The sequence below is a fragment of the Streptomyces sp. NBC_00569 genome, from assembly GCF_036345255.1.
GTDB lineage: Bacteria > Actinomycetota > Actinomycetes > Streptomycetales > Streptomycetaceae > Streptomyces.
Window position 1 is genome coordinate 4,512,356 of the sequence record NZ_CP107783.1, and the last position, 25,023, is coordinate 4,537,378.

38 protein-coding genes are annotated in these 25,023 nt (G+C 66.7%); 4 read left to right on the forward strand and 34 right to left on the reverse strand.

The window, feature by feature from the left end:
* Nucleotides 1-169: 169 nt before the first annotated feature.
* Both rpsI and rplM read right to left on the reverse strand, forming a co-directional pair.
* Nucleotides 170-691 (reverse strand): 30S ribosomal protein S9, encoded by a 522-nt coding sequence (gene rpsI, locus OHO83_RS20155; protein WP_266673371.1) that lies wholly within the window; start codon nt 689-691, stop codon nt 170-172.
* Nucleotides 692-733: 42 nt separating this feature from the next.
* Nucleotides 734-1,177 (reverse strand): 50S ribosomal protein L13, encoded by a 444-nt coding sequence (rplM, locus tag OHO83_RS20160; RefSeq protein ID WP_266673369.1) that lies wholly within the window; start codon nt 1,175-1,177, stop codon nt 734-736.
* A gap of 430 nt (nt 1,178-1,607) precedes the next feature.
* On the opposite strand from rplM, the gene OHO83_RS20165 reads away from it, so the two are divergent.
* The gene (locus OHO83_RS20165) at nt 1,608-2,465 is read left to right on the forward strand and encodes a hypothetical protein (RefSeq protein ID WP_266673367.1); all 858 of its coding nucleotides are present in this window, start codon (nt 1,608-1,610) and stop codon (nt 2,463-2,465) included.
* 4 nt (nt 2,466-2,469) lie between these two features.
* Here OHO83_RS20165 and truA read toward each other — a convergent pair whose 3' ends face one another.
* From truA to rpsJ, 31 genes are all read right to left on the reverse strand, one after another.
* Entirely contained in the window at nt 2,470-3,339 is an 870-nt protein-coding gene (gene truA, locus OHO83_RS20170; RefSeq protein WP_266673365.1) for a tRNA pseudouridine(38-40) synthase TruA, read from the reverse strand.
* Nucleotides 3,340-3,418: 79 nt separating this feature from the next.
* On the reverse strand, nt 3,419-3,907 hold the full coding sequence (gene rplQ / locus OHO83_RS20175; RefSeq protein ID WP_266673363.1) for a 50S ribosomal protein L17: 489 nt from the start codon (nt 3,905-3,907) through the stop codon (nt 3,419-3,421).
* A gap of 162 nt (nt 3,908-4,069) precedes the next feature.
* A complete protein-coding gene (locus OHO83_RS20180; protein WP_003966937.1) occupies nt 4,070-5,092 on the reverse strand; it encodes a DNA-directed RNA polymerase subunit alpha in 1,023 nt (340 codons plus the stop codon).
* 151 nt (nt 5,093-5,243) lie between these two features.
* Nucleotides 5,244-5,648 (reverse strand): 30S ribosomal protein S11, encoded by a 405-nt coding sequence (gene rpsK / locus OHO83_RS20185; RefSeq protein ID WP_003948617.1) that lies wholly within the window; start codon nt 5,646-5,648, stop codon nt 5,244-5,246.
* 65 nt (nt 5,649-5,713) lie between these two features.
* Nucleotides 5,714-6,094 (reverse strand): 30S ribosomal protein S13, encoded by a 381-nt coding sequence (gene rpsM / locus OHO83_RS20190; RefSeq protein WP_100594870.1) that lies wholly within the window; start codon nt 6,092-6,094, stop codon nt 5,714-5,716.
* A gap of 187 nt (nt 6,095-6,281) precedes the next feature.
* Nucleotides 6,282-6,395, reverse strand: a complete 114-nt coding sequence (gene rpmJ / locus OHO83_RS20195; RefSeq protein WP_003974245.1) for a 50S ribosomal protein L36 — start codon at nt 6,393-6,395, stop codon at nt 6,282-6,284.
* A gap of 59 nt (nt 6,396-6,454) precedes the next feature.
* Nucleotides 6,455-6,676 carry a translation initiation factor IF-1 gene (gene infA, locus OHO83_RS20200; protein ID WP_003948620.1) on the reverse strand — a complete coding sequence of 74 codons (222 nt, stop codon included), beginning with the start codon at nt 6,674-6,676 and terminating at the stop codon, nt 6,455-6,457.
* A 139-nt stretch (nt 6,677-6,815) separates the two neighbouring features.
* Nucleotides 6,816-7,652 (reverse strand): type I methionyl aminopeptidase, encoded by an 837-nt coding sequence (map, locus tag OHO83_RS20205; protein ID WP_266673361.1) that lies wholly within the window; start codon nt 7,650-7,652, stop codon nt 6,816-6,818.
* A 103-nt stretch (nt 7,653-7,755) separates the two neighbouring features.
* Entirely contained in the window at nt 7,756-8,409 is a 654-nt protein-coding gene (locus tag OHO83_RS20210; RefSeq protein WP_330279689.1) for an adenylate kinase, read from the reverse strand.
* Nucleotides 8,409-9,722: a preprotein translocase subunit SecY gene (secY, locus tag OHO83_RS20215; protein WP_266673357.1), complete on the reverse strand. Its 1,314-nt coding sequence runs from the start codon at nt 9,720-9,722 to the stop codon at nt 8,409-8,411. Before secY ends, OHO83_RS20210 begins: the two co-directional genes overlap by 1 nt.
* A gap of 281 nt (nt 9,723-10,003) precedes the next feature.
* A complete protein-coding gene (gene rplO / locus OHO83_RS20220; protein WP_100594874.1) occupies nt 10,004-10,459 on the reverse strand; it encodes a 50S ribosomal protein L15 in 456 nt (151 codons plus the stop codon).
* A 2-nt stretch (nt 10,460-10,461) separates the two neighbouring features.
* Nucleotides 10,462-10,644: a 50S ribosomal protein L30 gene (gene rpmD / locus OHO83_RS20225; protein WP_041985698.1), complete on the reverse strand. Its 183-nt coding sequence runs from the start codon at nt 10,642-10,644 to the stop codon at nt 10,462-10,464.
* Nucleotides 10,644-11,246, reverse strand: coding sequence for a 30S ribosomal protein S5 (gene rpsE / locus OHO83_RS20230; RefSeq protein WP_266673354.1), 603 nt, complete (start codon nt 11,244-11,246; stop codon nt 10,644-10,646). Before rpsE ends, rpmD begins: the two co-directional genes overlap by 1 nt.
* Before the next feature lie 42 nt (nt 11,247-11,288).
* Entirely contained in the window at nt 11,289-11,672 is a 384-nt protein-coding gene (gene rplR / locus OHO83_RS20235) for a 50S ribosomal protein L18 (RefSeq protein WP_127832078.1), read from the reverse strand.
* Nucleotides 11,673-11,675: 3 nt separating this feature from the next.
* Nucleotides 11,676-12,215, reverse strand: coding sequence for a 50S ribosomal protein L6 (rplF, locus tag OHO83_RS20240; RefSeq protein WP_266673350.1), 540 nt, complete (start codon nt 12,213-12,215; stop codon nt 11,676-11,678).
* A gap of 21 nt (nt 12,216-12,236) precedes the next feature.
* A complete protein-coding gene (gene rpsH / locus OHO83_RS20245) occupies nt 12,237-12,635 on the reverse strand; it encodes a 30S ribosomal protein S8 (protein WP_030221010.1) in 399 nt (132 codons plus the stop codon).
* Between the two features lie 223 nt (nt 12,636-12,858).
* A complete protein-coding gene (locus OHO83_RS20250) occupies nt 12,859-13,044 on the reverse strand; it encodes a type Z 30S ribosomal protein S14 (RefSeq protein ID WP_003948630.1) in 186 nt (61 codons plus the stop codon).
* A 5-nt stretch (nt 13,045-13,049) separates the two neighbouring features.
* Nucleotides 13,050-13,607 (reverse strand): 50S ribosomal protein L5, encoded by a 558-nt coding sequence (rplE, locus tag OHO83_RS20255; protein WP_100594878.1) that lies wholly within the window; start codon nt 13,605-13,607, stop codon nt 13,050-13,052.
* On the reverse strand, nt 13,607-13,930 hold the full coding sequence (gene rplX, locus OHO83_RS20260) for a 50S ribosomal protein L24 (protein WP_100594879.1): 324 nt from the start codon (nt 13,928-13,930) through the stop codon (nt 13,607-13,609). Before rplX ends, rplE begins: the two co-directional genes overlap by 1 nt.
* 2 nt (nt 13,931-13,932) lie before the next feature.
* A complete protein-coding gene (gene rplN / locus OHO83_RS20265; RefSeq protein ID WP_003974257.1) occupies nt 13,933-14,301 on the reverse strand; it encodes a 50S ribosomal protein L14 in 369 nt (122 codons plus the stop codon).
* 97 nt (nt 14,302-14,398) lie between these two features.
* On the reverse strand, nt 14,399-14,683 hold the full coding sequence (rpsQ, locus tag OHO83_RS20270) for a 30S ribosomal protein S17 (protein ID WP_100594880.1): 285 nt from the start codon (nt 14,681-14,683) through the stop codon (nt 14,399-14,401).
* A complete protein-coding gene (rpmC, locus tag OHO83_RS20275) occupies nt 14,683-14,907 on the reverse strand; it encodes a 50S ribosomal protein L29 (RefSeq protein ID WP_059079052.1) in 225 nt (74 codons plus the stop codon). The genes rpsQ and rpmC overlap by 1 nt, the downstream gene beginning before the upstream one ends.
* Entirely contained in the window at nt 14,907-15,326 is a 420-nt protein-coding gene (gene rplP, locus OHO83_RS20280) for a 50S ribosomal protein L16 (protein ID WP_030782563.1), read from the reverse strand. The genes rpmC and rplP overlap by 1 nt, the downstream gene beginning before the upstream one ends.
* Nucleotides 15,327-15,331: 5 nt before the next feature.
* On the reverse strand, nt 15,332-16,180 hold the full coding sequence (gene rpsC, locus OHO83_RS20285; protein WP_266673344.1) for a 30S ribosomal protein S3: 849 nt from the start codon (nt 16,178-16,180) through the stop codon (nt 15,332-15,334).
* Nucleotides 16,180-16,527, reverse strand: coding sequence for a 50S ribosomal protein L22 (gene rplV / locus OHO83_RS20290; protein ID WP_026249422.1), 348 nt, complete (start codon nt 16,525-16,527; stop codon nt 16,180-16,182). The genes rpsC and rplV overlap by 1 nt, the downstream gene beginning before the upstream one ends.
* Nucleotides 16,528-16,569: 42 nt before the next feature.
* Nucleotides 16,570-16,851: a 30S ribosomal protein S19 gene (gene rpsS, locus OHO83_RS20295; RefSeq protein WP_266673342.1), complete on the reverse strand. Its 282-nt coding sequence runs from the start codon at nt 16,849-16,851 to the stop codon at nt 16,570-16,572.
* A gap of 12 nt (nt 16,852-16,863) precedes the next feature.
* A complete protein-coding gene (gene rplB / locus OHO83_RS20300; RefSeq protein WP_330279690.1) occupies nt 16,864-17,700 on the reverse strand; it encodes a 50S ribosomal protein L2 in 837 nt (278 codons plus the stop codon).
* A 39-nt stretch (nt 17,701-17,739) separates the two neighbouring features.
* On the reverse strand, nt 17,740-18,156 hold the full coding sequence (gene rplW / locus OHO83_RS20305; RefSeq protein WP_266673340.1) for a 50S ribosomal protein L23: 417 nt from the start codon (nt 18,154-18,156) through the stop codon (nt 17,740-17,742).
* The gene (rplD, locus tag OHO83_RS20310; protein WP_100594885.1) at nt 18,156-18,809 is read right to left on the reverse strand and encodes a 50S ribosomal protein L4; all 654 of its coding nucleotides are present in this window, start codon (nt 18,807-18,809) and stop codon (nt 18,156-18,158) included. The genes rplW and rplD overlap by 1 nt, the downstream gene beginning before the upstream one ends.
* 7 nt (nt 18,810-18,816) lie before the next feature.
* Entirely contained in the window at nt 18,817-19,461 is a 645-nt protein-coding gene (gene rplC / locus OHO83_RS20315) for a 50S ribosomal protein L3 (RefSeq protein WP_266561193.1), read from the reverse strand.
* A gap of 14 nt (nt 19,462-19,475) precedes the next feature.
* On the reverse strand, nt 19,476-19,784 hold the full coding sequence (gene rpsJ, locus OHO83_RS20320; RefSeq protein ID WP_003948644.1) for a 30S ribosomal protein S10: 309 nt from the start codon (nt 19,782-19,784) through the stop codon (nt 19,476-19,478).
* Between the two features lie 967 nt (nt 19,785-20,751).
* Here rpsJ and OHO83_RS20325 point away from each other — a divergent pair.
* The 3 genes from OHO83_RS20325 to OHO83_RS20335 all read left to right on the forward strand — a co-directional run bounded on the left by OHO83_RS20325 (nt 20,752) and on the right by OHO83_RS20335 (nt 23,625).
* Complete coding sequence (locus tag OHO83_RS20325) at nt 20,752-20,991, forward strand: hypothetical protein (protein ID WP_330279691.1); 240 nt, start codon at nt 20,752-20,754, stop codon at nt 20,989-20,991.
* Nucleotides 20,988-21,335: a hypothetical protein gene (locus OHO83_RS20330; protein ID WP_330279692.1), complete on the forward strand. Its 348-nt coding sequence runs from the start codon at nt 20,988-20,990 to the stop codon at nt 21,333-21,335. Before OHO83_RS20325 ends, OHO83_RS20330 begins: the two co-directional genes overlap by 4 nt.
* Before the next feature lie 310 nt (nt 21,336-21,645).
* Nucleotides 21,646-23,625 carry a PIG-L family deacetylase gene (locus OHO83_RS20335; protein ID WP_443066101.1) on the forward strand — a complete coding sequence of 660 codons (1,980 nt, stop codon included), beginning with the start codon at nt 21,646-21,648 and terminating at the stop codon, nt 23,623-23,625.
* Nucleotides 23,626-23,729: 104 nt separating this feature from the next.
* Here OHO83_RS20335 and tuf read toward each other — a convergent pair whose 3' ends face one another.
* The gene (gene tuf, locus OHO83_RS20340; protein WP_116511070.1) at nt 23,730-24,923 is read right to left on the reverse strand and encodes an elongation factor Tu; all 1,194 of its coding nucleotides are present in this window, start codon (nt 24,921-24,923) and stop codon (nt 23,730-23,732) included.
* Nucleotides 24,924-25,023: the final 100 nt, after the last annotated feature.

A 25,023-nucleotide genomic window follows, 5' to 3' on the forward strand; every position in this document is an offset into this window, starting at 1 on the left:
AATTCTCGAAGAAGCGTCGGAAATCATCCGAGCATGCAAACTTATGAGCACCTTGTGTCGTTATTATGAGCACCTTGTGCCGATATACGCCCCGGGGCCGCTATATACGAACGCCCCGGCGGCACACAGCGTGCCGCCGGGGCGAACGAAACGAACAAGCAGCAGCGATTTAGCGCTTGCTGTACTGCGGGGCCTTACGGGCCTTCTTGAGACCGGCCTTCTTGCGCTCGACCGCACGGTCGTCACGCTTGAGGTAACCGGCCTTCTTGAGGGCGCCGCGGTTGTTGTCCACGTCGGCCTCGTTCAGCGCACGGGCGACACCGAGACGGAGCGCACCGGCCTGACCGGAGACGCCGCCACCCGAGATGCGGGCGATGACGTCGTAGCGGTTGTCGAGCTCGAGCACCTTGAAGGGCTCGTTGACTTCCTGCTGGTGGACCTTGTTCGGGAAGTAGTCCTCGAGCGAGCGCCCATTGACCTTCCACTTGCCGGTGCCGGGCACGATGCGAACGCGCGCGATGGCGTTCTTGCGACGGCCCAGGCCGGCGGCCGGCTGCGGGTCGCCGAAGCGCGCGGCGTTCGACTCCGAGGTGTACTCGCCCTCGACGGGGACCTCGGACTCGGTGGTGTACTGCTCGACGTCGACAATCTCGGTCTCTTCGACCGGCTGCTCAACGGTGGTCTCGGCCACGATTCTCCTCAGATTCTTTTTCGTCTTTGGGGGTGGCCGGAACTACTGCGCGACCTGGGTGATCTCGAACGGCACCGGCTGCTGGGCAGCGTGGGGGTGCTGGTCGCCCGAGTAGACCTTCAGCTTCGAGAGCACCTGACGGCCCAGGGTGTTCTTGGGGATCATGCCCTTGATGGCCTTCTCGACGGCCTTCTCGGGGTTCTTATCCAGCAGCTCGTCGTAACGAACGGAACGCAGACCGCCCGGGTAACCGGAGTGGCGGTACGCCATCTTCTGGGTCTTCTTGTTGCCGGAGAGGTGCACCTTGTCCGCGTTGATGATGATGACGAAGTCACCAGCGTCGACGTGGGGGGCGTAGATCGGCTTGTGCTTGCCCCGCAGGATGTTCGCGGCAGTGGTCGCCAGACGACCCAGGACGACATCCTGGGCGTCGATGACGTACCACTGGCGAGAGATGTCGCCGGGCTTGGGGCTGTACGTACGCACTTAGCAGCCTTCTTCTTCTTCAGTGGATGGGTGCTGAAAGTGGCATCACTGAAGCGATCGTGCAGCTGGGGACGACAGTGCCGGGTTCAGCGCCCGTATGCCGCCCACTGGTAACTGCTCCAGGGAACCTGCGCATGGCCCCTCACGCGAGAGCGAGCAAGCCAATACACACAACGACTAGGCAGGATACCCGCGCTTCCCCGTACGGGTCAAAACGCGGACCTGGACACCGGCACCGCCGGATCCGCCGCACTGGGCGGCCCTGCCGTCTACCAGGGTAACCGCACGTCGTCGCAGGCAGCGCCGCACGAGCGTGACCCCTGGCACACAGGAAGCACACACAGGGCACACACAAGATCGGCCAGACCCTGCGCACACCCTTCCCCACCGCGCCTCAGCACCCCCTGCGCGGCGGTCTAAGATGCGCCCCATGAGCTTTGGGCAGGGGGGACCCCAGTGGGGGCCCGGGGGCAGCGGTGGTTCACAGGGACCGGACTGGGCGGCGCTCGCCGAAGCGTCCGAGGCACGCGCGCGACGCCGCCGCTGGCTGATGATCGGCGGTGGCGCGCTCGCCACGGTCGCCGTCGGCTCGGCCGTCGCGTTCGCGATCGTCTCCGCCAACGGCAACAGCTCGGCCTCCGACAAGCCCGCCGACCAGCTGCCGACGACCGCGGACATCCCCAGCGACACGACCCCGCCGGACCCGACGTTCGCGGAGACCACGCCGCCGCCCCCGCTCGACCCCAAGGACTTCATCTCCAGCGCCAAGAAGGACAAGGCCCCGCTCAGCGCGGACACCCTCTTCCCCGGCACCAAGCTCACCGTCGGCGACCGCGTCTACAAGAAGGGCGCCACGTCCAGCACGAAGAGCTGCGCCTCGGTCACCCAGGGCGCGCTCGGCGGTGTCCTGACCGGCAACGACTGCACGCGCCTGATCCGCGCCACCTACGCGAAGGACGGCGTCGCGGTCACCGTCGGCGTCGCCGTCTTCGACACGGAGGCCCAGGCCACCAAGGCCAAGAACCAGTACACCAAGGGCACCGTGACCTCCCTGTCCGGCTCGGGCGTCCCCGCCTTCTGCCGTACGACGATCTGCCGCTCGACCACCAACTCGTACGGCCGCTACGCGTACTTCACGACCGCCGGGTTCACCAGCGGCGGCCGGGACGTCACCACCAAGGACCGTGCCGTCTTCACCACGGGTGACGACCTCGCCGAGTTCACGTTCCGTCAGATCACCCGGCGCGGCGAGGCACAGGCCTCCGCCGCGGCCGAGGCGCCCCAGTAGGGACTCAGCAGCACCCCGGCTCCGAGAAGGGCGCACCCGGCAGCGTCCGCTTGTTCCTGGCCTCCTTGCTGCGCGCCGCGAGCAACTCGTCGGCGGGGTAGCCGACTTCCTCCAGCGTCAGACCGTGCGGCCGCACCACGTGCACCGCCGAGTCCCGTACACCGGCGGCCAGGACCTTCGCGGGCCAGTCCGGCGGCCGGTGCCCGTCACCGACGAACAGCATCGCGCCGACCAGCGAGCGCACCATGTTGTGGCAGAACGCGTCGGCCCGGACCGTCGCTTCGAGGATCCCGTCGGGCGACCTCTCCCACCGCAGCTCCTGGAGCGTACGGATCGTCGTCGCGCCCTCGCGCCGCTTGCAGTACGCGGCGAAGTCGTGCTCCCCGATCAGCCTCTCCGCGGCCGCATTCATCGCGTCCAGGTCCAACTCCCAGTCGTGCCACAGCACATGACTGCGCAACAGCGGATCGACACCGCCGGGGTTGTCGGTCACCCGGTACACGTACCGACGCCACACGGCGGCGAAGCGCGCGTTGAACCCGCTCGGCGCCTGAGCCACCTTCCACACCCGCACATCGTGCGGCAGCCGCCCCGCGAGCCGGCGCAGGAGCTTGTCCTGGTGCTCGGCCCAGACGTCCTCCGGCAGATCGACATGCGCGACCTGCCCGCGCGCGTGCACCCCCGCGTCGGTCCGCCCGGCCACGGTCAGCTCGTACGTCTGCGCTGACCGGGTCACGGTCTTCAGCGCGTCCTCGATCTCACCCTGCACGGTCCGCCGGCCGCTGGCCTGCTTCGCCCACCCGGAGAAGTCCTTGCCGTCGTACGACAGATCCAGCCGCACCCGCACGAACCCGGGCTCTACCTCGTCACTCACACACAGATCCTCTCAGGCGAAGGCAATACGAAAGCGGGCCCGCCCCGAAGGGCGGACCCGCTCACATCAAGGCAGAGCCTCAGGCGTCCTTGGACTCCTCAGCGGCCTCGACCGCTGCGGTGTCCTCGGCGGCCGGAGCGGCAGCCTCGGTGTCCTTCGCGGCACGCTTGGTGGCGGCCTCGGCCTCACCGGTGGCCTGCTGCGCGACGGTCAGCGCCTCGACCAGCTCGATGACAGCCATGGGCGCGTTGTCGCCACGGCGGTTACCGATCTTGGTGATGCGGGTGTAACCACCGGGACGGTTCTCGTAGCGCGGGGCGATCTCCGTGAAGAGCGTGTGGATGACGCTCTTGTCGGTGATGACCTGGAGCACCTGACGGCGGTTGTGAAGGTCGCCCTTCTTCGCCTTGGTGACCAGACGCTCCGCGTACGGACGCAGACGACGGGCCTTGGCCTCGGTCGTCGTGATCTTGCCGTGCTCGAAGAGCGACTTCGCGAGGTTCGCGAGAAGCAGCTTCTCGTGCGCAGCACTGCCGCCCAGACGGGCACCCTTGGCGGGACGCGGCATGGTGTTTCTCCTAGATGTCTGCCCCGGCCGTATCAGGTACCAGGGTCAGTGTCCGAGCGGGCGGATGCCCGTCGGAGACCCGCGCCCCGTAAGGGGCGCGGGGAACTGCGCGACCCGCCGAAGCGGACCGGCAGCCGAAAATCCGGCGTCCTCGCGGAGCGCCTAGTACTGCTCGGTCTCCACGAAGCCCGCGTCCGCGTCGTCGTCGGCGCCGAAGGCGTCGGCGGCGGCGGTCGGGTCGAAGCCGGGAGGCGAGTCCTTCAGCGCGAGGCCCATACCGGCCAGCTTCGCCTTGACCTCGTCGATCGACTTCGCACCGAAGTTGCGGATGTCGAGCAGGTCCGCCTCCGAGCGGGCGACGAGCTCACCCACGGAGTGGATGCCCTCGCGCTTGAGGCAGTTGTACGACCGGACGGTGAGCTCGAGCTCCTCGATCGGCAGCGCCAGATCGGCGGCCAGGGCGGCGTCCGTGGGGGACGGGCCCATGTCGATGCCCTCGGCGTCGATGTTCAGCTCGCGGGCGAGACCGAACAGCTCGACCAGGGTCTTACCGGCCGACGCCATGGCGTCACGCGGACGCATGGCCTGCTTCGTCTCGACGTCGACGATCAGCTTGTCGAAGTCGGTGCGCTGCTCGACACGGGTCGCCTCGACCTTGTACGTGACCTTCAGGACCGGCGAGTAGATCGAGTCGACCGGGATGCGCCCGATCTCCTGACCGACCTGCTTGTTCTGGACGGCGGAGACGTAGCCGCGACCGCGCTCGACGGTCAGCTCCATCTCCAGCTTGCCCTTGCCGTTGAGCGTGGCGAGGACGAGGTCGGGGTTGTGCACCTCGACACCGGCCGGGGGCGCGATGTCGGCGGCGGTGACCAGACCCGGACCCTGCTTGCGCAGGTACATCACGACCGGCTCGTCGTGCTCCGAGGAGACGACCAGCTGCTTGATGTTCAGGATGAGGTCGGTGACGTCTTCCTTGACGCCCGGCACGGTGGTGAACTCGTGCAGGACACCGTCGATACGGATGGACGTGACCGCCGCACCCGGGATCGAGGAAAGAAGGGTCCGGCGCAGGGAGTTGCCGAGGGTGTAACCGAAGCCCGGCTCCAGCGGCTCGATCACGAACCGGGAGCGGAACTCGTCGACGACCTCTTCGGTCAACGAGGGACGCTGAGCGATCAGCATGAAGTGATTCCTTCAGACAGGGGCACCCACTATTTGATGCCCTGATGCCACCGGGCGTGGCCCGGTGTTGATGCAGTACAAGGGTACGGGCGATACGGCCCCTGAGAGCCGTACCGCCCGAAAACCTCAGACCAAGCAGTCGTACGTCAGGTCAGACGCGGCGACGCTTGGGCGGACGGCAGCCGTTGTGCGGGGTCGGCGTGACGTCCTGGATCGAACCGACCTCGAGGCCCGTGGCCTGGAGGGAGCGGATCGCGGTCTCGCGGCCGGAGCCCGGACCCTTGACGAAGACGTCAACCTTGCGCATGCCGTGCTCCTGAGCGCGACGCGCGGCCGACTCGGCGGCCATCTGCGCGGCGAACGGAGTGGACTTGCGCGAGCCCTTGAAGCCGACGTGGCCGGCGGAGGCCCAGGAGATCACGTTGCCGGTCGGGTCCGTGATGGACACGATCGTGTTGTTGAACGTGCTCTTGATGTGAGCGTGCCCGTGAGCGACGTTCTTCTTTTCCTTGCGGCGCACCTTCTTGGCAGCGCCCTGACGACCCTTGGGGGGCATCTATTACTCCTACGGGAGGTGGTCGGTCCTGCAGCGACAGCTGTCGATAGACCGCTGAGCGAGGACTACTTCTTGCCCGGCTTCTTCTTACCGGCGATGGCGCGACGCGGGCCCTTGCGGGTACGAGCGTTCGTGCTGGTGCGCTGACCGCGGACGGGCAGGCCACGACGGTGGCGAAGACCCTGGTAGCAGCCGATCTCGACCTTGCGGCGGATGTCGGCCTGGATCTCGCGACGGAGGTCACCCTCGGTCTGGATGTTCGCGTCCACGTACTCGCGGATCTTGATCAGGTCCTCTTCGGACAGATCACGAACGCGGATGTTGCGGTCCACACCGGTGGCGTCCAGCGTCTGCTGGGACAGCGTGCGGCCAATGCCGAACACGTAGGTGAGGGCAACCTCTACGCGCTTGTCGCGCGGGAGGTCAACGCCTTCAAGGCGTGCCATTCAAGGCTCCTGTTGATTCTCGGAGGTCTTCAGCAGAACCGTTCCCAGGTGCCGTACGAGGTACAACCTGGGTCCCCGGCCTCCGACCGGGGGTGTCGCCCTCCATTACCAATGGATCTGAAGAGGGACGGGTCCTGCATATGTGCTTACTTGCGTCGCGCGAAAATCTGCGAACTGCAGTCGTGCGTCAGCCCTGGCGCTGCTTGTGGCGCGGGTTGTCGCAGATAACCATGACCCGGCCGTGACGGCGGATCACCCTGCACTTGTCGCAGATCTTCTTGACGCTCGGCTTGACCTTCATTGGGTGAGGTTCTCCGGGTCAGTGCCACCACCCCGCGCGAGGCAGGATGCGGGCAAGATCTACTTGTACCGGTAGACGATCCGGCCACGCGTCAGGTCGTACGGAGACAGCTCCACCACGACCCGGTCGTCAGGGAGGATGCGGATGTAGTGCATGCGCATCTTGCCGCTGATGTGAGCCAGGACCTGGTGGCCGTTCTGGAGCTCCACCTTGAACATGGCGTTCGGGAGAGACTCGACGACAGTGCCTTCGATCTCGATGGCACCTTGCTTCTTGGCCACGCTTCGCCCTTCGAATCGACTACCTTGATCGACTCAGCACGTACATGCAGGCATGCGTGTGCACGAGAGCCGACGAGTCAGTCTACGTCAGGGCACCCTGAAAGACGAATCGGGGAAGCCTGCCCCACACTCAAGATCATTATGCAAGGGGATCCGGAGCTGCGGTGACACCGAGCTCGGCCAGCTTCGCCTTGCCACCGTCGGGCGCCGTGAGGACCAGCGGGCCCTGCTCGGTCAGCGCGATGGAGTGCTCCCAGTGCGAGGACCAGGTGCCGTCCGTCGTGATCACCGTCCAGTCGTCCTCGAGAACCTCGGTCCGCGGGGTGCCGAGGGAGACCATCGGCTCGATCGCGAGGCAGAAGCCGGGGACGAGTTTCGGGCCCTTGCCGCGGCGGCGCTCGACGTAGTTCAGCAGGTGCGGGTCCATGTGCATCTCGGTGCCGATGCCGTGGCCGCCGTAGTCCTCGACGATGCCGTACTTGCCACCGCCCGGCTTGGGCTGGCGGCGGATGTAGGACTCGATGGCGCGGGAGATGTCGACGAGCCGGTTGCCGTTCTTCATCGCGGCGATGCCGGCCCACATCGACTCCTCGGTCACCCGGGAGAGCTCGACCAGCTCCGGAGCGTGACCGGTGCCCACGAACGCGGTGTACGCGGCGTCGCCGTGCCAGCCGTCGATGATCGCGCCGCAGTCGATGGAGATGATGTCGCCGTCCTTGAGGACGGTCTTGTCGTCCGGGATGCCGTGGACGACGACCTCGTTGACCGAGGTGCAGATCGTCGCGGGGAATCCCCCGTAACCGAGGAAGTTCGACTTGGCCCCGTGCTCGTCGAGCACCTTGCGCGCGACCTGGTCCAGGTCCCGGGTGGTGGCACCGGGCACCGCTGCCTCACGCGTCGCCGCGTGGATCGCGGCGACGACCAGCCCCGCCTCACGCATCTTGGCGATCTGCTCGGGGGTCTTGATCTGCACCATGGGGGCCTGCGCTCTCCGTCTTCCGCACTACGGGTCTACCTGCACAACACTACGGCCGCGGCGCCCTGTACGGGCACCGCGGCCGGAGCAGCGTAACAACGACTTACTTGTCGCGCTCGAGGGCGTCCATGGCCCGCGCGGTCACCTCGTCGACCTTGCCGAGCGCCGAGATCGTCCGCACCAGGCCCTGGGCCCGGTAGTAGTCGATGATCGGCTCGGTCTGCGTGTGGTAGACCTCGAGCCGCTTGCGAACGGTGTCCTCGCTGTCGTCCTCGCGCTGGTACAGCTCGCCGCCGCAGACGTCACAGACGCCTTCCTGCTTCGGCTGCTTGTACGACACGTGGAAGACGTGCGCGGAGTCTTTACGGCAGATGCGGCGGCCGGCGATGCGCTTGACCACCTCGTCCTCGGGGACCTCGAGGTCCAGGACCGCGTCGAGCTTCACTTCGTCCGCCTTGAGGGCGACGTCGAGCGCCTCGGCCTGCGAGACGTTACGAGGGAAGCCGTCGAGCAGGAAGCCGTTCACGGCGTCCTGCTGCTCCATGCGGTCCTTGGCCATCCCGATGGTGACCTCGTCGGGAACCAGGTTGCCGGCATCCATGAACGCCTTTGCCTGCTTGCCCAGCTCCGTGCCCTGGCTGATGTTGGCACGGAAGAGGTCGCCCGTGGAGATGTGCGGAATCGACAGGTTCTTGGCAAGGAACGCGGCCTGCGTTCCCTTGCCCGCACCGGGCGGCCCGACGAGGACGATACGCATCAGCGGAGGAACCCTTCGTAATTGCGCTGCTGAAGCTGGCTCTCGATCTGCTTCACCGTCTCCAGACCGACACCCACGATGATCAGGATGCTTGTCCCACCGAACGGGAAGTTCTGGCTTGCCCCGAAGCCAACCAACGCCATCGTTGGTACGAGAGCGATCAGACCCAGATACAGCGAACCCGGCCAGGTGATCCGGTTGAGTACGTAGCTGAGGTACTCAGCGGTCGGCCGGCCAGCCCGGATGCCCGGGATGAAGCCACCATACTTCTTCATGTTGTCCGCGACTTCCTCGGGGTTGAACGAGATCGCCACGTAGAAGAACGCGAAGAAAACGATCAGCAGGAAGTACGAAACGATGTAATAGGGGTGATTTCCCTTGGTCAGATGGTCGTTGATCCAGGTCTTCCACCCGGAATTGCCTCCCGCGAACTGCGCGACGAGGGCCGGGATGTAGAGCAGCGACGAAGCGAAGATGACAGGGATCACACCCGCCTGATTGACCTTCAGCGGGATGTAGGTGGACGTACCGCCGTAAGACCGGCGACCGATCATGCGCTTCGCATACTGGACAGGGATGCGGCGCTGCGCCTGCTCGACGAAGACCACCAGGCCGACCATGACGAGGCCCACCAGGATCACGGCGCCGAACTCGATCCAGCCGCCGGCGAGGTCACCGGTCGTCTTGATGGTCCACAGGGCGCTCGGGAAGGTGGCGGCGATCGAGATGAACATCAGGATCGACATGCCGTTGCCGATGCCGCGGTCGGTGATGAGCTCACCGAGCCACATGACGATGGCGGTGCCGGCGGTCATCGTGATGACCATCGTGATCGTCACGAAGATCGACTGGTCCGGGACGATCTGGTTCGCGACGGGGCAGCCCTGGAAGAGGGCGCCGCTGCGAGCGGTCGCGACGAGTCCGGTGCCCTGGAGGATGGCGAGCGCCACGGTCAGGTATCGCGTGTACTGCGTGATCTTCGAAGTACCCGCCTGACCCTCCTTCTTCAGGGCCTCGAGCCGCGGGATCACGACGGTGAGCAGCTGCAGGATGATGCTCGCGGTGATGTACGGCATGATGCCGAGCGCGAAGATCGTGATCTGCAGGAGCGCGCCACCACTGAACATGTTGACGAGGCCGAACAGCCCCTGCGTGCCTTTGTTCGCGTCCACGCATGTCTGGACGTTCGAGTAGCTGACTCCCGGGATCGGTACGTGTGTACCGATGCGGTAGATCACGATGATGCCGAGCGTGAAGAGCAGCTTCTTGCGCAGGTCGGGCGTCTTGAACGCCCGGGCGAACGCGGTGAGCACGGTGCCTCCTGCGACCCCCGCGCACGTGCGTCAGAGGTGACGGTCTTGAGGTTCGATGAATGAAGGAATGCGTAACAGTCAAGCACCGGGTGAAGCTCCGTCAGACACGTCGCCTTCAGGACACGCCGCCCGGCCTGAGGCATCTGCCCCAGACGGATACAGCACAGTGCAGGCCACCATACCGGCGACCATGCCCCCCTTGGAACGACCAACCGGGGATGCCCCATATGTGGGGCATCCCCGGTTGGGAATCGCTCATGTCATCGAGACGCCTGAAAAGGTCAGACGAGCTCGGTGACGGTACCGCCGGCGGCGGTGATCTTCTCCTTGGCGGAGTTGGAGACGGCGTCAACCGTCACCTGCAGCGCCACGGTGAGCTCACCCTGGCCGAGCACCTTGACGAGGCTGTTCTTGCGAACGGCACCCTTGGCGACGAGACCCTCGACGGTGACCTCGCCACCTTCCGGGTACAGCGCGCTCAGCTTGTCGAGGTTCACGACCTGGAACTCGGTCTTGAACGGGTTCTTGAAGCCCTTGAGCTTCGGGAGACGCATGTGGAGGGGCATCTGGCCACCCTCGAAGCGCTCCGGAACCTGGTAACGGGCCTTCGTGCCCTTGGTACCACGACCGGCCGTCTTACCCTTGGACGCCTCACCGCGACCCACACGGGTCTTCGCGGTCTTGGCGCCCGGGGCGGGACGGAGGTTGTGGATCTTGAGCGGGTTGTTCTCCGCCATGATCAGTCGACCTCCTCGACCGTCACGAGGTGCCGCACGGTGTTAGCCATGCCGCGGAACTCGGGACGATCCTCCTTGACGACCACGTCGTTCAGGCGCTTGAGCCCGAGCGAACGCAGGGTGTCGCGGTGGTTCTGCTTGCTGCCGATGTACGACTTCGTCTGCGTGATCTTGAGGCGAGCCATTACGCACCCGCTCCCGCACGCGCACGAAGCAGAGCCGCGGGGGCGACGTCCTCGAGGGGCAGACCACGGCGAGCCGCGATCTCCTCGGGACGCTGCAGGCCCTTGAGGGCCTCCACGGTCGCGTGCACGATGTTGATCGCGTTCGACGAGCCGAGAGACTTCGACAGGATGTCGTGAACGCCGGCGCACTCGAGCACGGCGCGCACCGGGCCACCGGCGATAACGCCGGTACCGGGAGCAGCCGGCTTGAGCAGGACGACGCCCGCAGCCTTCTCGCCCGTGATCGGGTGCGGGATGGTGCCCTGGATACGGGGGACCTTGAAGAAGTGCTTCTTGGCCTCCTCAACACCCTTGGCGATGGCGGCCGGCACCTCCTTGGCCTTGCCGTAACCGACGCCTACCGTGCCATCGCCATCGCCCACTACGACGAGCGCAGTGAAGCTGAAGCGACGGCCACCCTTGACAACCTTGGCGACACGGTTGATCGCGACAACGCGCTCAACGTATGCGGTCTTCTCGGCGGCAGCGCCACCGTCGCGACCCTTCCGGTCCCGCCGCTCGCCGCCACCGGCACCGCTTCCGCGGCGCTGGGGTCCAGCCATTGGAATTACCTCTCTTCGTTTTCCGCTAGCTACGGAACCGGATCAGAACTTCAGACCGGCTTCGCGGGCGGCGTCCGCCAGAGCGGCGATGCGCCCGGCGTACTGGTTACCACCACGGTCGAACACGACAGCCTCGACGCCCGCGGCCTTGGCACGCTCGGCGACCAGGGCGCCGACCTTGACGGCCTGCGCGGACTTGTCGGCCTCGACACCACGGATCGAGGTGTCCAGGGTCGACGCCGACGCGAGGGTGTGACCCTTAACGTCGTCGATGACCTGGGCCACGATGTGGCGGTTCGAACGCGTCACAACCAGGCGCGGACGCTCGGCCGTACCCGAGATGTGCTTACGGATACGAATGTGACGGCGCTTGATGGCAGCACGCTTGTAAGCGTCGCCCTTAGCAATCTTGACACCGTATGCCATGGCTTACTTACCCGCCTTTCCGACCTTGCGGCGGATGACTTCGCCTTCGTACTTGACGCCCTTGGCCTTGTACGGGTCGGGCTTGCGCAGCTTGCGGATGTTGGCCGCAACCTCGCCGACCTTCTGCTTGTCGATGCCCTCGACCGAGAACTTGGTCGGCGACTCGACCTTGAAGGAGATGCCCTCGGGCGCCTCGATCACGATCGAGTGGCTGTAGCCGAGCGAGAACTCCAGGTTGGAGCCCTTCGCCAGGACGCGGTAACCGACACCGCTGATCTCGAGCTTCTTCACGTAACCCTCGGTCACGCCGGTGATCATGTTGGCCACCAGCGTGCGGGACAGGCCGTGCAGAGCCTTGTTCTGACGCTCATCATTGGGACGGGCGACGTTCAGCACGCCGTCCTCGTCCTTCGTGATGACGATCGGAGCGACGATCGTGTGGCTGAGGGAGCCCTTGGGACCCTTAACCGAGACCGTACGACCGTCGATGGTGACGTCCACGCCGGCGGGAACCGTGATGGGGAGCTTGCCAATACGCGACATTAGCTATTCCTCCGTTCCCGACTACCAGACGTAGGCGAGGACTTCCCCACCTACGCCCTTCTTGCCTGCCTGCTGGCCGGTCAGAAGACCGTGCGACGTGGAGATGATCGCCACGCCGAGGCCGCCGAGGACCTTGGGCAGGTTGGTGGACTTCGCGTAAACCCGGAGACCGGGCTTGGAGATCCGCTTGATGCCCGCAATGGAGCGCTCACGGTTCGGGCCGAACTTGAGCTCGAGGACGAGGTTCTTGCCAACCTCGGCGTCCTCGGTCTTCCAGCCCGTGATGAAGCCCTCCTGCTGGAGGATCTCCGCGATGTGAGACTTGATCTTGCTGTGCGGCATCGCCACGGTGTCGTGGTACGCCGAGTTCGCGTTACGCAGACGAGTCAGCATGTCCGCGATCGGATCAGTCATGGTCATGAATTGGCCTTCGGCCTCTCTCGCCGGGGTTTCCTGTATGCGCCATCCCTCTCCCCACACAGAGGCGGGACGGGTGCGGTGCGGGGACCTACGGCGTAGTAAGTCGGTATGGGCGGCGGGCGCCCAACCCCACAAGCCTACGGCATGTGAAGGAGGGCTCCCGCCGTCCAAATACTTACCGAGAGCGTCCGGTAATTCCCAAGTCCCTAAGGACAGAAGGGGATTACCAGGAGCTCTTGGTCACGCCCGGCAGCTCGCCACGGTGAGCCATCTCACGAAGGCACACGCGGCACAGGCCGAACTTGCGGTACACGGAGTGCGGGCGGCCGCAGCGCTGGCAGCGGGTGTAGCCACGCACACCGAACTTCGGCTTACGAGCAGCCTTGGCAATAAGAGCCTTCTTCGCCATCTCGGTTACGCCTCCTTGAAGGGGAAGCCGAGGTGACGAAGGAGCGCACGGCCCTCAGCGTCGTTGGTCGCCGTGGTGACCACGGTGATGTCCATACCCCGGACGCGGTCGATCTTGTCCTGGTCGATCTCGTGGAACATGACCTGCTCCGTGAGACCGAAGGTGTAGTTGCCACGGCCGTCGAACTGCTTGGGAGACAGACCACGGAAGTCGCGGATGCGCGGAAGCGCGAGCGACAGGGTGCGGTCCAGGAACTCCCACATGCGGTCGCCACGGAGCGTGACGTGGGCACCGATCGGCTGACCCTCACGCAGCTTGAACTGCGCGATGGACTTGCGGGCCTTGGTGATGGCCGGCTTCTGACCGGTGATCGTGGTCAGGTCACGGACGGCACCGTCCATGAGCTTGGAGTCACGGGCGGCGTCGCCGACACCCATGTTGACCACAATCTTGACGAGGCCCGGGGTCTGCATGACGTTCTCGTAGGAGAACTCTTCCTGCAGCTTGCCCGCGATCTCCTCGCGGTACTTCGTCTTGAGACGCGGAGTCGTGGTGGTAGCCATCAGATGTCCTCACCCGTCCGCTTGGCAACGCGAACTTTGTTGCCCTCGTCGTCGAAGCGGTAACCGACACGCGTGACGACCTTGTTGCCGTCCTTCTCCACCACGAGCTGAACGTTGCTCACGTGGACAGGGGCCTCGGTCGTGACGATGCCACCGGCCTGCGAACCGCTGGCGGTGGGGCCGGCCTTGGTGTGCTTCTTGACCCGGTTGACACCCTCGACCAGGACGCGGTCCTCGCGGGGGAAGGCCGCGATGACCTTGCCCTGCTTGCCCTTGTCCTTACCGGTGATGACCTGTACCAGGTCGCCCTTCTTGATCTTCATGCTTACAGCACCTCCGGCGCGAGCGAGATGATCTTCATGAACTTCTTCTCGCGCAGCTCACGGCCCACCGGGCCGAAGATACGGGTGCCACGAGGGTCGCCGTCGTTCTTCAGAATGACGGCGGCGTTCTCGTCGAAGCGGATGTACGAGCCGTCCGGACGGCGGCGCTCCTTGACGGTGCGAACGATGACCGCCTTGACGACGTCACCCTTCTTCACGTTGCCGCCGGGGATCGCGTCCTTGACGGTGGCGACGATGACGTCACCGATGCCCGCGTAGCGGCGACCCGAGCCACCGAGAACACGGATGGTGAGAATTTCCTTCGCACCCGTGTTGTCGGCGACGCGCAGTCGCGACTCCTGCTGGATCACGTCTATCTCCTGATTGTCTGCCGGTTCCCCCGGGGCAGTTCAGTGAACTGCCCCGGGAGCCTGGCGGAACGAACTCTGAGGGATACCCCTCAGAGAATTACTTGGCCTTCTCGAGGATCTCGACGATGCGCCAGCGCTTGGTCGCCGACAGCGGACGCGTCTCCATGATGAGGACGCGGTCGCCGACGCCGGCAGCGTTCTGCTCGTCGTGCGCCTTGAGCTTGTTCGTACGGCGGATGACCTTGCCGTACAGCGCGTGCTTGACGCGGTCCTCGACAGCGACGACGACGGTCTTGTCCATCTTGTCGCTGACGACCAGACCCTCACGGGTCTTGCGGAAGCCGCGGGCGGCAGTCTCTTCAGTCACGTTGCTCTCGCTCATCAGGCGTTCTCCACCGTCTCGATGCCCAGCTCGCGCTCACGCATGAGGGTGTAGATCCGCGCGATGTCCTTGCGGACGGCCTTCAGCCGACCGTGGTTCTCGAGCTGACCGGTCGCCGCCTGGAAACGGAGGTTGAACAGCTCTTCCTTGGCCTCGCGGAGCTTGTTGAGGAGCTCCTCGTTGCCCAGTTCGCGCAGCTCGGACGCCTTGGTACCGGCCGACATCACGACTCACCTGCCTCGCGCCGAACAATCCGGCACTTCATCGGAAGCTTGTGAGCAGCGCGGGTAAGCGCCTCACGCGCAATCTTCTCGTTCGGGTAGGACAGCTCGAACATCACCCGACCCGGGTGAACGTTCGCGACCCACCACTCGGGGGAACCCTTACCGGAACCCATGCGGGTCTCGGCGGGCTTCTTCGTAAGCGGGCGGTCCGGGTAGATGTTGATCCAGACCTTGCCGCCACGCTTGATGTGGCGGGTCATCGCGATACGAGCCGCCTCGATCTGGCGGTTGGTCACGTATGCCGGCGTGAGGGCCTGAATGCCGTACTCGCCGAACGCAACCGTCGTACCACCCTTGGCCTGACCGCGGCGCTTGGGGTGGTGCTGCTTGCGGTGCTTGACCCTACGGGGGATCAGCATTTCGGTCAGGCCTCCGTTCCGGTGCTCTCAGCCGGAGCGGCAGCGGCGGGCGCGTCAGCCTTGGGGGCCTCGGCGGCCGGAGCCGACTGCTGCTGCGGCTTGCGGCCGCGGCCGCCACGCTCGCCACCACGGCCACCGCCGCGGGCCGGGCGGTCGCCGCCCGGGCCACCACCACGGGCCGGGCGGTTACCCGCACGGGCCGCAGCGTTCTCGGCGCGGACCTCGGCGATGTTCTTGACGTCGCCCTTGTAGATCCAGACCTTCACACCGATACGGCCGAAGGTCGTCTTGGCCTCGAAGAAGCCGTAGTCGACGTTCGCGCGGAGCGTGTGCAGGGGCACACGGCCCTCGCGGTAGAACTCCGAGCGGGACATCTCGGCGCCGCCGAGACGGCCACCACACTGGATCTTGATGCCCTTGGCGCCGGCCTTCATCGAGGTCTGCATGCTCTTACGCATGGCGCGACGGAAGGAGACGCGGGAGGACAGCTGCTCGGCAACGGCCTGAGCAACCAGCTGAGCGTCGGTCTCGGGGTTCTTGACCTCGAGGATGTTCAGCTGGACCTGCTTGCCCGTGAGCTTCTCGAGGTCACCGCGGATGCGGTCGGCCTCGGCGCCACGGCGGCCGATGACGATGCCCGGACGAGCGGTGTGGATGTCCACACGCACGCGGTCACGGGTGCGCTCGATCTCAACCTTCGAGATACCGGCGCGCTCCATGCCGGAGGTCATCATGCGACGGATGGCTACGTCTTCCTTGACGTAGTCCTTGTACAGCTTGTCGGCGTACCAACGGGACTTGAAGTCCGTGGTGATACCGAGCCGGAACCCGTGCGGGTTTACCTTCTGGCCCATTACCGGGTTCCTTCCTTGCTGCTGACGACCACGGTGATGTGGCTGGTCCGCTTACGGATCCGGTAGGCACGGCCCTGAGCACGCGGACGGAACCGCTTCAGGGTCGGGCCCTCATCCACGTACGCCTCGCTGATGACCAGCGAATTGGCGTCGGTGTGGTCGTAGTTGTGTGCAGCGTTGGCGATGGCGCTGTCCAGCACCTTGCCAACCGGCACGCTCGCGGCCTGCGGGGCGAAACGCAGGACCGCCTGAGCCTCCGTGGCATCCATGCCACGGATGAGGTCCACCACTCGGCGGGCCTTCATGGGCGTGACGCGGATGTACCGCGCCTGGGCCCTGGCTTCCATGGTTGTCCCTTCAGTGTTCGTCATAGTCGATTCCACCCCGCCTTAGCGGCGCTTCGACTTCCGGTCGTCCTTGACGTGACCCCGGAAGGTGCGCGTCGGCGAGAACTCGCCGAGCTTGTGGCCGACCATCGACTCGGTGACGAACACCGGGATGTGGATCTTGCCATTGTGCACCGCGATGGTGTGACCCAGCATGCTGGGGATGATCATCGAGCGACGGGACCAGGTCTTGATGACGTTCTTGGTACCGGCTTCGTTCTGTACGTCCACCTTCTTTACGAGGTGTCCGTCGACGAAGGGTCCCTTCTTGAGACTGCGCGGCATCTAAACCCGCTCCTAGCGCTTCTTGTTCGTCTTGCGGCGGCGGACGATGTACTTGTTCGAAGCCTTCTTCGGCGAACGAGTACGACCCTCCTTCTGACCCCACGGGGAGACCGGGTGGCGACCACCGGAGGTCTTGCCCTCACCACCACCGTGCGGGTGGTCAACCGGGTTCATCGCCACACCGCGGACGGTCGGACGAACGCCGAGCCAGCGCTTGCGGCCGGCCTTGCCCCAGTTGATGTTCGACTGCTCGGCGTTGCCGACCTCGCCGATGGTGGCGCGGCAGCGAACGTCGACCAGGCGGATCTCGCCGGACGGCATGCGCAGGTGGGCCATCTGGCCCTCCTTCGCCAGCAGCTGCACGGAGGCACCTGCGGAGCGGGCGAACTTGGCACCGCCACCGGGACGGAGCTCGATCGCGTGGATCGTGGTACCGACCGGGATGTTGCGGAGCGCCAGGTTGTTGCCCGGCTTGATGTCGGCCCCAGGACCGTTCTCGATGCGGTCACCCTGCGACAGGCCACGCGGAGCGACGATGTAACGCTTCTCGCCGTCGGCGTAGTGCAGCAGCGCGATGCGCGCGGTGCGGTTGGGGTCGTACTCGATGTGCGCGACCTTCGCCGGCACGCCGTCCTTGTCGTGACGACGGAAGTCGACCACTCGGTAGGCGCGCTTGTGTCCGCCACCCTGGTGGCGAACGGTCACACGACCGGCGTTGTTACGGCCGCCCTTGCTGTGCAGCGGGCGGACCAGCGACTTCTCCGGCGTGGACCGCGTGACCTCGACGAAGTCGGCGACGCTGGAGCCACGACGGCCCGGCGTAGTCGGCTTGTACTTGCGGATTCCCATTTCTCAGTCCTCGTCCGATATTCGGACCAAGGCGCTCCGTTAGGAGGCCTGGCCGAAGATGTCGATACGGTCGCCCTCAGCGAGGGTCACGATCGCGCGCTTGCTGTCGGCACGCTTGCCGAAGCCCGTCTTGGTGCGCTTGCGCTTGCCCTGACGGTTGATCGTGTTGACTCCGGTGACCTTGACCGAGAAGACCGCCTGGACGGCCTGCTTGATCTGGGTCTTGTTGGCCCCGGGCGCAACGATGAAGGTGTACTTGCCCTCATCGAGGAGCGCGTAGCTCTTCTCGGAGACGACCGGCTTGAGGAGGACGTCACGGGGATCCGTGAAGCTCTTGCTCAGCGGCGTCTCAACGGTGTTCTTGCCCTCGGCCTCGTGGCGCTTCGCCTTGGCGATGCGCGCGGCCTTGGCGGCCTTGGCCGCCTTGGGGGCGATGCTCGGGTGACGCGTAGCCATCAGGCTTCGCTCCCTTCGGTGTCAGTGGCCTGCGGGCCGGACACGAAGGACTCGAAGGCGGCCTGGGTGAAGACCACGTCGTCCGAGACGAGAACGTCGTACGTGTTCAGCTGGCCCGGCTCCAGGATGTGGACCTGGGGCAGGTTGCGAGCGGAGAGCAGCGCGGCCTCGTCGGCACGGTCGATCACCAGGAGCAGGTTCTTGCGCTCCGAGATCTTGGCGAGCAGCGACTTGGCGGCCTTGGTGGAGACTCCGCCGTCGACCACGCCGGTGACGACGTGGATGCGAGCGTTGCGGGCCCGGTCGGTGAGGGCGTGGCGCAGGGCCGCGGCCTTCATCTTCTTCGGGGTCCGCTGCGAGTAGTCACGCGGCTGCGGGCCGTGGACGACGCCACCGCCGGCGAACTGCGGCGCACGGGTCGAACCCTGGCGCGCGCGGCCGGTGCCCTTCTGGCGGTAAGGCTTGCGCCCACCACCGCGGACCTCGCCGCGACGCTTGGTCTTGTGCGTGCCCTGACGGGCAGCTGCCAGCTGGGCGACGACGACCTGGTGGAGAAGCGGGATGCTGATCTTCTCGACGTCGAAGATCTCCGCGGGGAGCTCGACCGTCCCGGCCTTGTCGCCTGCCGGCGAAAGGATGTCAATGGTGCTCATCGGTTCCTCAAACCCCCTTGGCCGCAGTACGGACCAGGACGAGGCCACCGTTCGGACCGGGAACTGCGCCCTTGATGAGGAGCAGGCCCTTCTCCGCGTCAACGGCGTGAACGGTCAGGTTCTGGGTGGTGACCCGCTCGTTGCCCATGCGACCCGCCATGCGCATGCCCTTGAAGACACGGCCGGGAGTGGCACAGCCACCGATGGAACCGGGCATGCGGTGCACACGGTGGGCACCGTGGGACGCCTTGCCACCCTTGAAGTTGTGGCGCTTCATGACACCGGCGAAGCCCTTGCCCTTGCTCTTCGCGGTGACGTCAACCTTGACGCCGGCCTCGAAGACCTCGGCAGTGATCTCCTGGCCCAGCGTGTACTCGCTGGCGCCGGAGGTGCGGAGCTCCACCAGGTGGCGGCGCGGGGTTACATCGGCCTTGGCGAAGTGGCCCTTGAGGGGCTTGTTCACCTTGCGCGGGTCAATCTCGCCGAAGGCGATCTGGACCGACTCGTAGCCGTCAGTGTCGTTCGTACGGACCTGGGTCACGACGTTCGGACCGGCCTTGACCACGGTGACCGGGACGACACGGTTGTTGTCGTCCCAGACCTGGGTCATGCCGAGCTTCTCGCCCAGGATGCCCTTGATCTGCTTAGCCATCTCTTCCGCGCCTCTCAGAGCTTGATCTCGATGTCAACGCCGGCCGGAAGGTCCAGGCGCATCAACGAGTCAACGGTCTTGGGCGTCGGGTCGAGAATGTCGATCAGGCGCTTGTGCGTGCGCATCTCGAAGTGCTCGCGAGAGTCCTTGTACTTGTGCGGCGACTTGATGACGCAGTACACGTTCTTCTCAGTGGGCAGCGGCACCGGGCCTGCGACCGACGCACCAGTGCGGGTCACCGTCTCGACGATCTTCTTCGCCGAGCTGTCGATGACCTCGTGGTCGTAGGCCTTGAGCCGGATGCGGATCTTCTGTCCCGCCATGGCTACTAGTAGTCCTGTCTCTCGAAACGCTCTGGAACCTGGCGGGCCCTATTCCACCCTCCTCCGACCCACGCGGTCGGGCGTGTCGCAGTCTCACTGACAGAAATATCCATACGGATTTCCCTGATCGGGAGCTGCAGCCCCTGGGACCGCGAAGCCGGGGGAAGAAACCCACCGGGTGCCTGGCTGAACCACCTCGCTGCACTTCCCGAAAGATTCCCGTACGTCCGCCCTAGCGCTGCCTTACGGCAGATGGGGCGACGAGTACTGTGGGACTCGCTTCCGGTCCTCCCGGCGGGAGGCGCGCAGCATCGGCACTCAACCGAGCAACCCCGACAGTCTGCCACAGGCCGACCGTGCCTGGCCAATCGAGCCGTAGAGAGTACCCCCGGAGTGACGAAGGTCAAACCGGGGGTGGGGCGGGTCGGAGAACCGGCGCGCGGGGGGTCGGTGAGGCGAAGGGCGTAGCGCCTGCTGAAGCCACCGTCATCAGCGCTCTCGAGTGAGACGACGGAACGGCGCGAGGGTGGCGCCGAGGCCCTCCGCCGCCGAGTTCTCCGGCGGCGCGGTGAGGGCCGGCCGGTCGGTCCGCCTCGGCCGGTTCGCCCGTGGTCGTGCGCGCGATGACAGCGCCCTTCGAAGCGACGGACTGCCCCTTCTCGGCCCGCCGGAATGCCGGCCCGAAAGAGGGAAGCATCGACGCCGGTGAAGCCGAAGGCTCCGGCGCCCCCCCCCTGCAGGAAGTCGCATGGCCTGTAAGGGAGTTGGGCCATGCTGGGAGGGCGAGGGCAGCGTGCACTACGAAGCCCGTCTGTGCGAGAGCACTCCTGTCACGCCTCGCCGAGGGCTACACCAAGGCCGACAGCGCGCCGCGCAGCTACTCGTACGCACTGACGACCGCCATGAGCCACTACTCCGGCGGCAAGGTGAGCCAGGAGGCCGAGCCGATGCGCCAGAGGGAGGACATATGGAGGAGGCGCTCCAGGGCCCCGGGCAGAACGTGTTCATCGCCCCCGTGCACCTGGCCCAGCTGAAGGCGGAGAGCGAGTTCGCCGACGTACCGGCGGAGGAGATGACCCCAGCCCAGTACCGGGAGCCCGCCGCCCGCTACAACGGCGGACCGTACTGGCAGAGCGACAGCGCCCAGGCCTACGGGCGCGGGTTCGACAACAACCTGGACGACGCAAGGAACGCGCTGCGCCGATGACAGAACCCGCCCGGTCCGCCGGCCCCGCACACCTCGACCCTCCCGTCCGCCCGGACGACGACCGGGGTTGCCTGCGAATCGTTCTCGCTCTGCCGTTCACCCTGCTCAGCGTCATCGCCGCCTACTTCTGCTGGACGGCCGTGACCGTCCGTCCGTCCGGCAGCTGGGACGACGACGCGTACGGAGGCATCGTCCTGTCGTGCGTCGTCACCCTCACTGCCGCCGGCTCGGCGGTGGCGCTCTGGCTGCTGCCGTCCGTGCGGCGTGTCATGGGCTGGGCCTGGATCGCGCCCGTGACGGTCCTCGGGGTCGCGGCGGCGGTGCGGTGGGGGATCAGCGGCTGAGCCACGCGTGCCCCGTGAAACCCCGGCCCGGCCAAGAGCCTCACTTCGAGTGATGCCCGTCGCCCCGCTTCGGGTGAACAGAACATGTCCGTGCATGGAACCTGGCCCCACTGACGAGCCTCTTCCCGGCTGAAGCACCGAGAAGCAGCGCACATTCCGACCGCTGCGTACGGCGGACGGAGGACGACGCGTGCGACATGGACGCGGGCAGGACAGACGTGATCAGAACGCGGTGGACGGCGCCGGAGCGCGAATAGCCGACGAGCGCGAGGGCTTCCCCGCGGCTCCCGGCGTTCACAGGCGCCGGGCCGTGCTCATCGGGGGCGCCGCCGTCACCGCCGCCACCGCGGCCGCCCTCGTGGGCCACACGGCCGCGACCGCGCCCCCGGCCCGCACCGCCGCCCCCTCCCCCGCCTCCGGCCGCCCCGCCGCCCAGGGCGATCACGCCCTGCTGCTCCAGGTCCTCGCTCATCCCGACGACGACCTGTACTTCATGAACCCGGACACCAGCCAGGCCGTCGCCGCCGGCATCCCGCTGGTCTGCGTGTACGTCACCGCGGGCGAGGCCGACGGCGTCAACAAGATCCCCGGCCGCCCGCACCCCCCGGCCGACAGGTCCGCGTACGCCTCCGCCCGTCACCAGGGGCTCCGCCAGTCCTACGCGACCCAGCTCGGCCTGCCGGTCTTCAGCGGCTGGCGCACCGAGGTCACGACGCTCGCGGGCGGGCACCAGGCCGAGGTGAACACCCTGGAGCACCGGGGACGCCGCGTCGAACTGGTCTTCCTCGACCTCGCGATGCACACCCCGGCGGGCCACATGGGCGCCCCGGCCCTGTGGCGGGAGCGCGGACTGCCGCTGCGCACGGTCGTCGTCGACGGGTCCCCGGTGCGCCGGGCGCAGATGTACGACTACGACGGCCTCGTCGACGTACTCGTGGCCCTCTTCGAGCGCTACCGGCCCACCCTCGTGCACACGCTCGACCCGGACCCCGACTTCCAGCACAGCGATCTGCGGACGCGCATACGTGACAGCGAGCAGCCCGGTTTCTCCGACCACGCCGACCACACGGCCGTGGCCGCGTTCACCTGGGCGGCGTTGATCCGCTGGTCGCAGACCGCGGCGGGAGGGCCGCCCCCGTTCGCGGCCACCGCCTTCCGCGGTTACTACAACCACCACTGGCCCGAGAACCTCCCCGAGGCCGTGCTGCACGCCAAGGCCGCCCATCTGATGCCGTACGGCGCGGCCCCGGACTGGCAATGCGGCAACCCCTCCGGATGCGGCGACTACAACGTCGGCGGGGACCGCCCCCTCACCAACCGCAAGGGCTGGGTCCGCTCCACGCACTACCGCTACCCGGGCCCACGGATCGCCCTGGCCCAGGCACCGGACGGCAGGCTGACCGGCTACGGCGTGCTCGGCATGCGTGCCGTCCGCTGGCGCGAGACCCCACAAGGGGTCTTCGGCCGGCCCACGGACCTGGGCGGCGGCCCGCTCGCGCCGGCCCTCGGCTCCGCGGCCCTCCGCGACGGACGGCAGCTGCTGCTCGGCCTGCGGCTCGCGGCCCTCGAAGGGCGCGGCGGCTCCGACCTGCGCGAGATCGTGGTCCTCGAACAGCGCGCTCCCGGCGGGGAGTTCGGCGCCTGGACCGGTCTCGGCAACCCGGAGACCGATCCCGTGCGCGGCCGCCGCATCGGCGTCCCCGTCGCCGTCACCGCCCACGACGGGCAGGTGCATCTCTTCGTACGGGACGCGGACCAGGGCATCAGCACACGGGTGCGCGGCCTGGACGGACGCTGGTCGCCGTGGCGCACTCTCGGCGGCGGGCCCGTGCAGGACGGTCTGACCGCGGTCGTCGGCGAGGACGGCGGCGTCCATGTGTACGCGCCGGGACACGACACGGTGCACCACTGGACACCGGAGGGGCCCGCGCCGCTCGCCGGGCTGCCGGTGCCCGCCGACGCCGTAGCCGCCGCTGGCGGCCGGCTCTACTACCGGGCCCCCGCCTCGTCGGCGCTGACGGCGACGGCCGGCCCCCCGGTCGACTTCCCCGGCTACGGCCCCGTGACCGCCGACGGGCCGTACCTCCTGGGCCGGGACACCGGCGGCACGGTCCAGCTGCTGCACCGCGGCCGGATCCAGCGGGCCGCGGTCGACCTGGTCACCCTCGACGGACCCGCCCTGCGCGCCACCTCGCGCGGTCCCGTGGCCGTGGGACTCTCCCCCGCGGCCCGGCCGTGGCTGTGGCGCCCGGACAGCTCCACCGGCACCGGGACCGCCCGCAAGATCTGAGCCCGGGCCCACCCGAGCGGGCATGCGAAAGGGCCCGTACGACCGAAGTCGTACGGGCCCCTTCTGGTGCTCGCTGGAGCTACCAGGTCAAACCGTCAAGGAAATTACTTGACGATCTTGGTGACCTGGCCGGCGCCCACGGTCCGGCCACCCTCACGGATGGCGAACTTCAGGCCCTCTTCCATGGCGACGGGCTGGATGAGTTCGACCTTCATCTCAGTGTTGTCGCCCGGCATGACCATCTCGGTGCCCTCGGGGAGGGTCACGACGCCGGTCACGTCCGTGGTGCGGAAGTAGAACTGCGGGCGGTAGTTGTTGAAGAAGGGGGTGTGACGGCCACCCTCGTCCTTCGACAGGATGTAGGCCTGGGCCTCGAACTCGGTGTGCGGCGTGACCGAACCGGGCTTGATGATGACCTGGCCGCGCTCGACGTCCTCGCGCTTGATGCCACGGAGGAGCAGACCGACGTTCTCACCGGCCTGGCCCTCGTCGAGCAGCTTGCGGAACATCTCGATGCCGGTGACCGTGGTGGTGGTCTTCTCCTGCTTGATGCCCACGATGTCAACGGTCTCGTTGACCTTGAGGACACCACGCTCGATACGGCCGGTGACGACCGTACCGCGACCGGTGATCGTGAAGACGTCCTCGATCGGCATGAGGAACGGCTTGTCGACGTCACGCTCGGGCTGCGGGATGGACTCGTCGACGGCGGCCATGAGGTTCAGGATCGACTGACCCCACTCCTTGTCGCCCTCGAGCGCCTTGAGCGCCGAGACCTTGACGACCGGCAGGTCGTCGCCCGGGAACTCGTACTCGGAGAGGAGCTCACGGACCTCGAGCTCGACGAGCTCCAGGATCTCCTCGTCGTCCACCATGTCGGCCTTGTTCAGGGCGACGACGATGTACGGAACGCCGACCTGGCGGGCCAGGAGCACGTGCTCCTTGGTCTGCGGCATCGGGCCGTCGGTGGCGGCGACCACGAGGATGGCGCCGTCCATCTGCGCGGCACCCGTGATCATGTTCTTGATGTAGTCCGCGTGACCGGGGCAGTCGACGTGCGCGTAGTGACGCGTCTCCGTCTGGTACTCGACGTGCGCGATCGAGATCGTGATACCGCGCTGGCGCTCCTCAGGAGCCTTGTCGATCTGGTCGAAGGCCGAGGCCTCGTTCAGGTCCGGGTACGCGTCGTGCAGCACCTTGGTAATGGCGGCCGTGAGGGTCGTCTTACCGTGGTCAATGTGACCGATGGTGCCGATGTTGACGTGCGGCTTAGTCCGCTCGAACTTCGCCTTCGCCACTGGGTCCTCCTGTGGAGTGGTTCTGTACGCCTTGCTTCATCGGCGCCAGGTGATCTTTGCTGGGAAACCCGCCGCCGGGGTCCGGGGTTACGAACCCCAG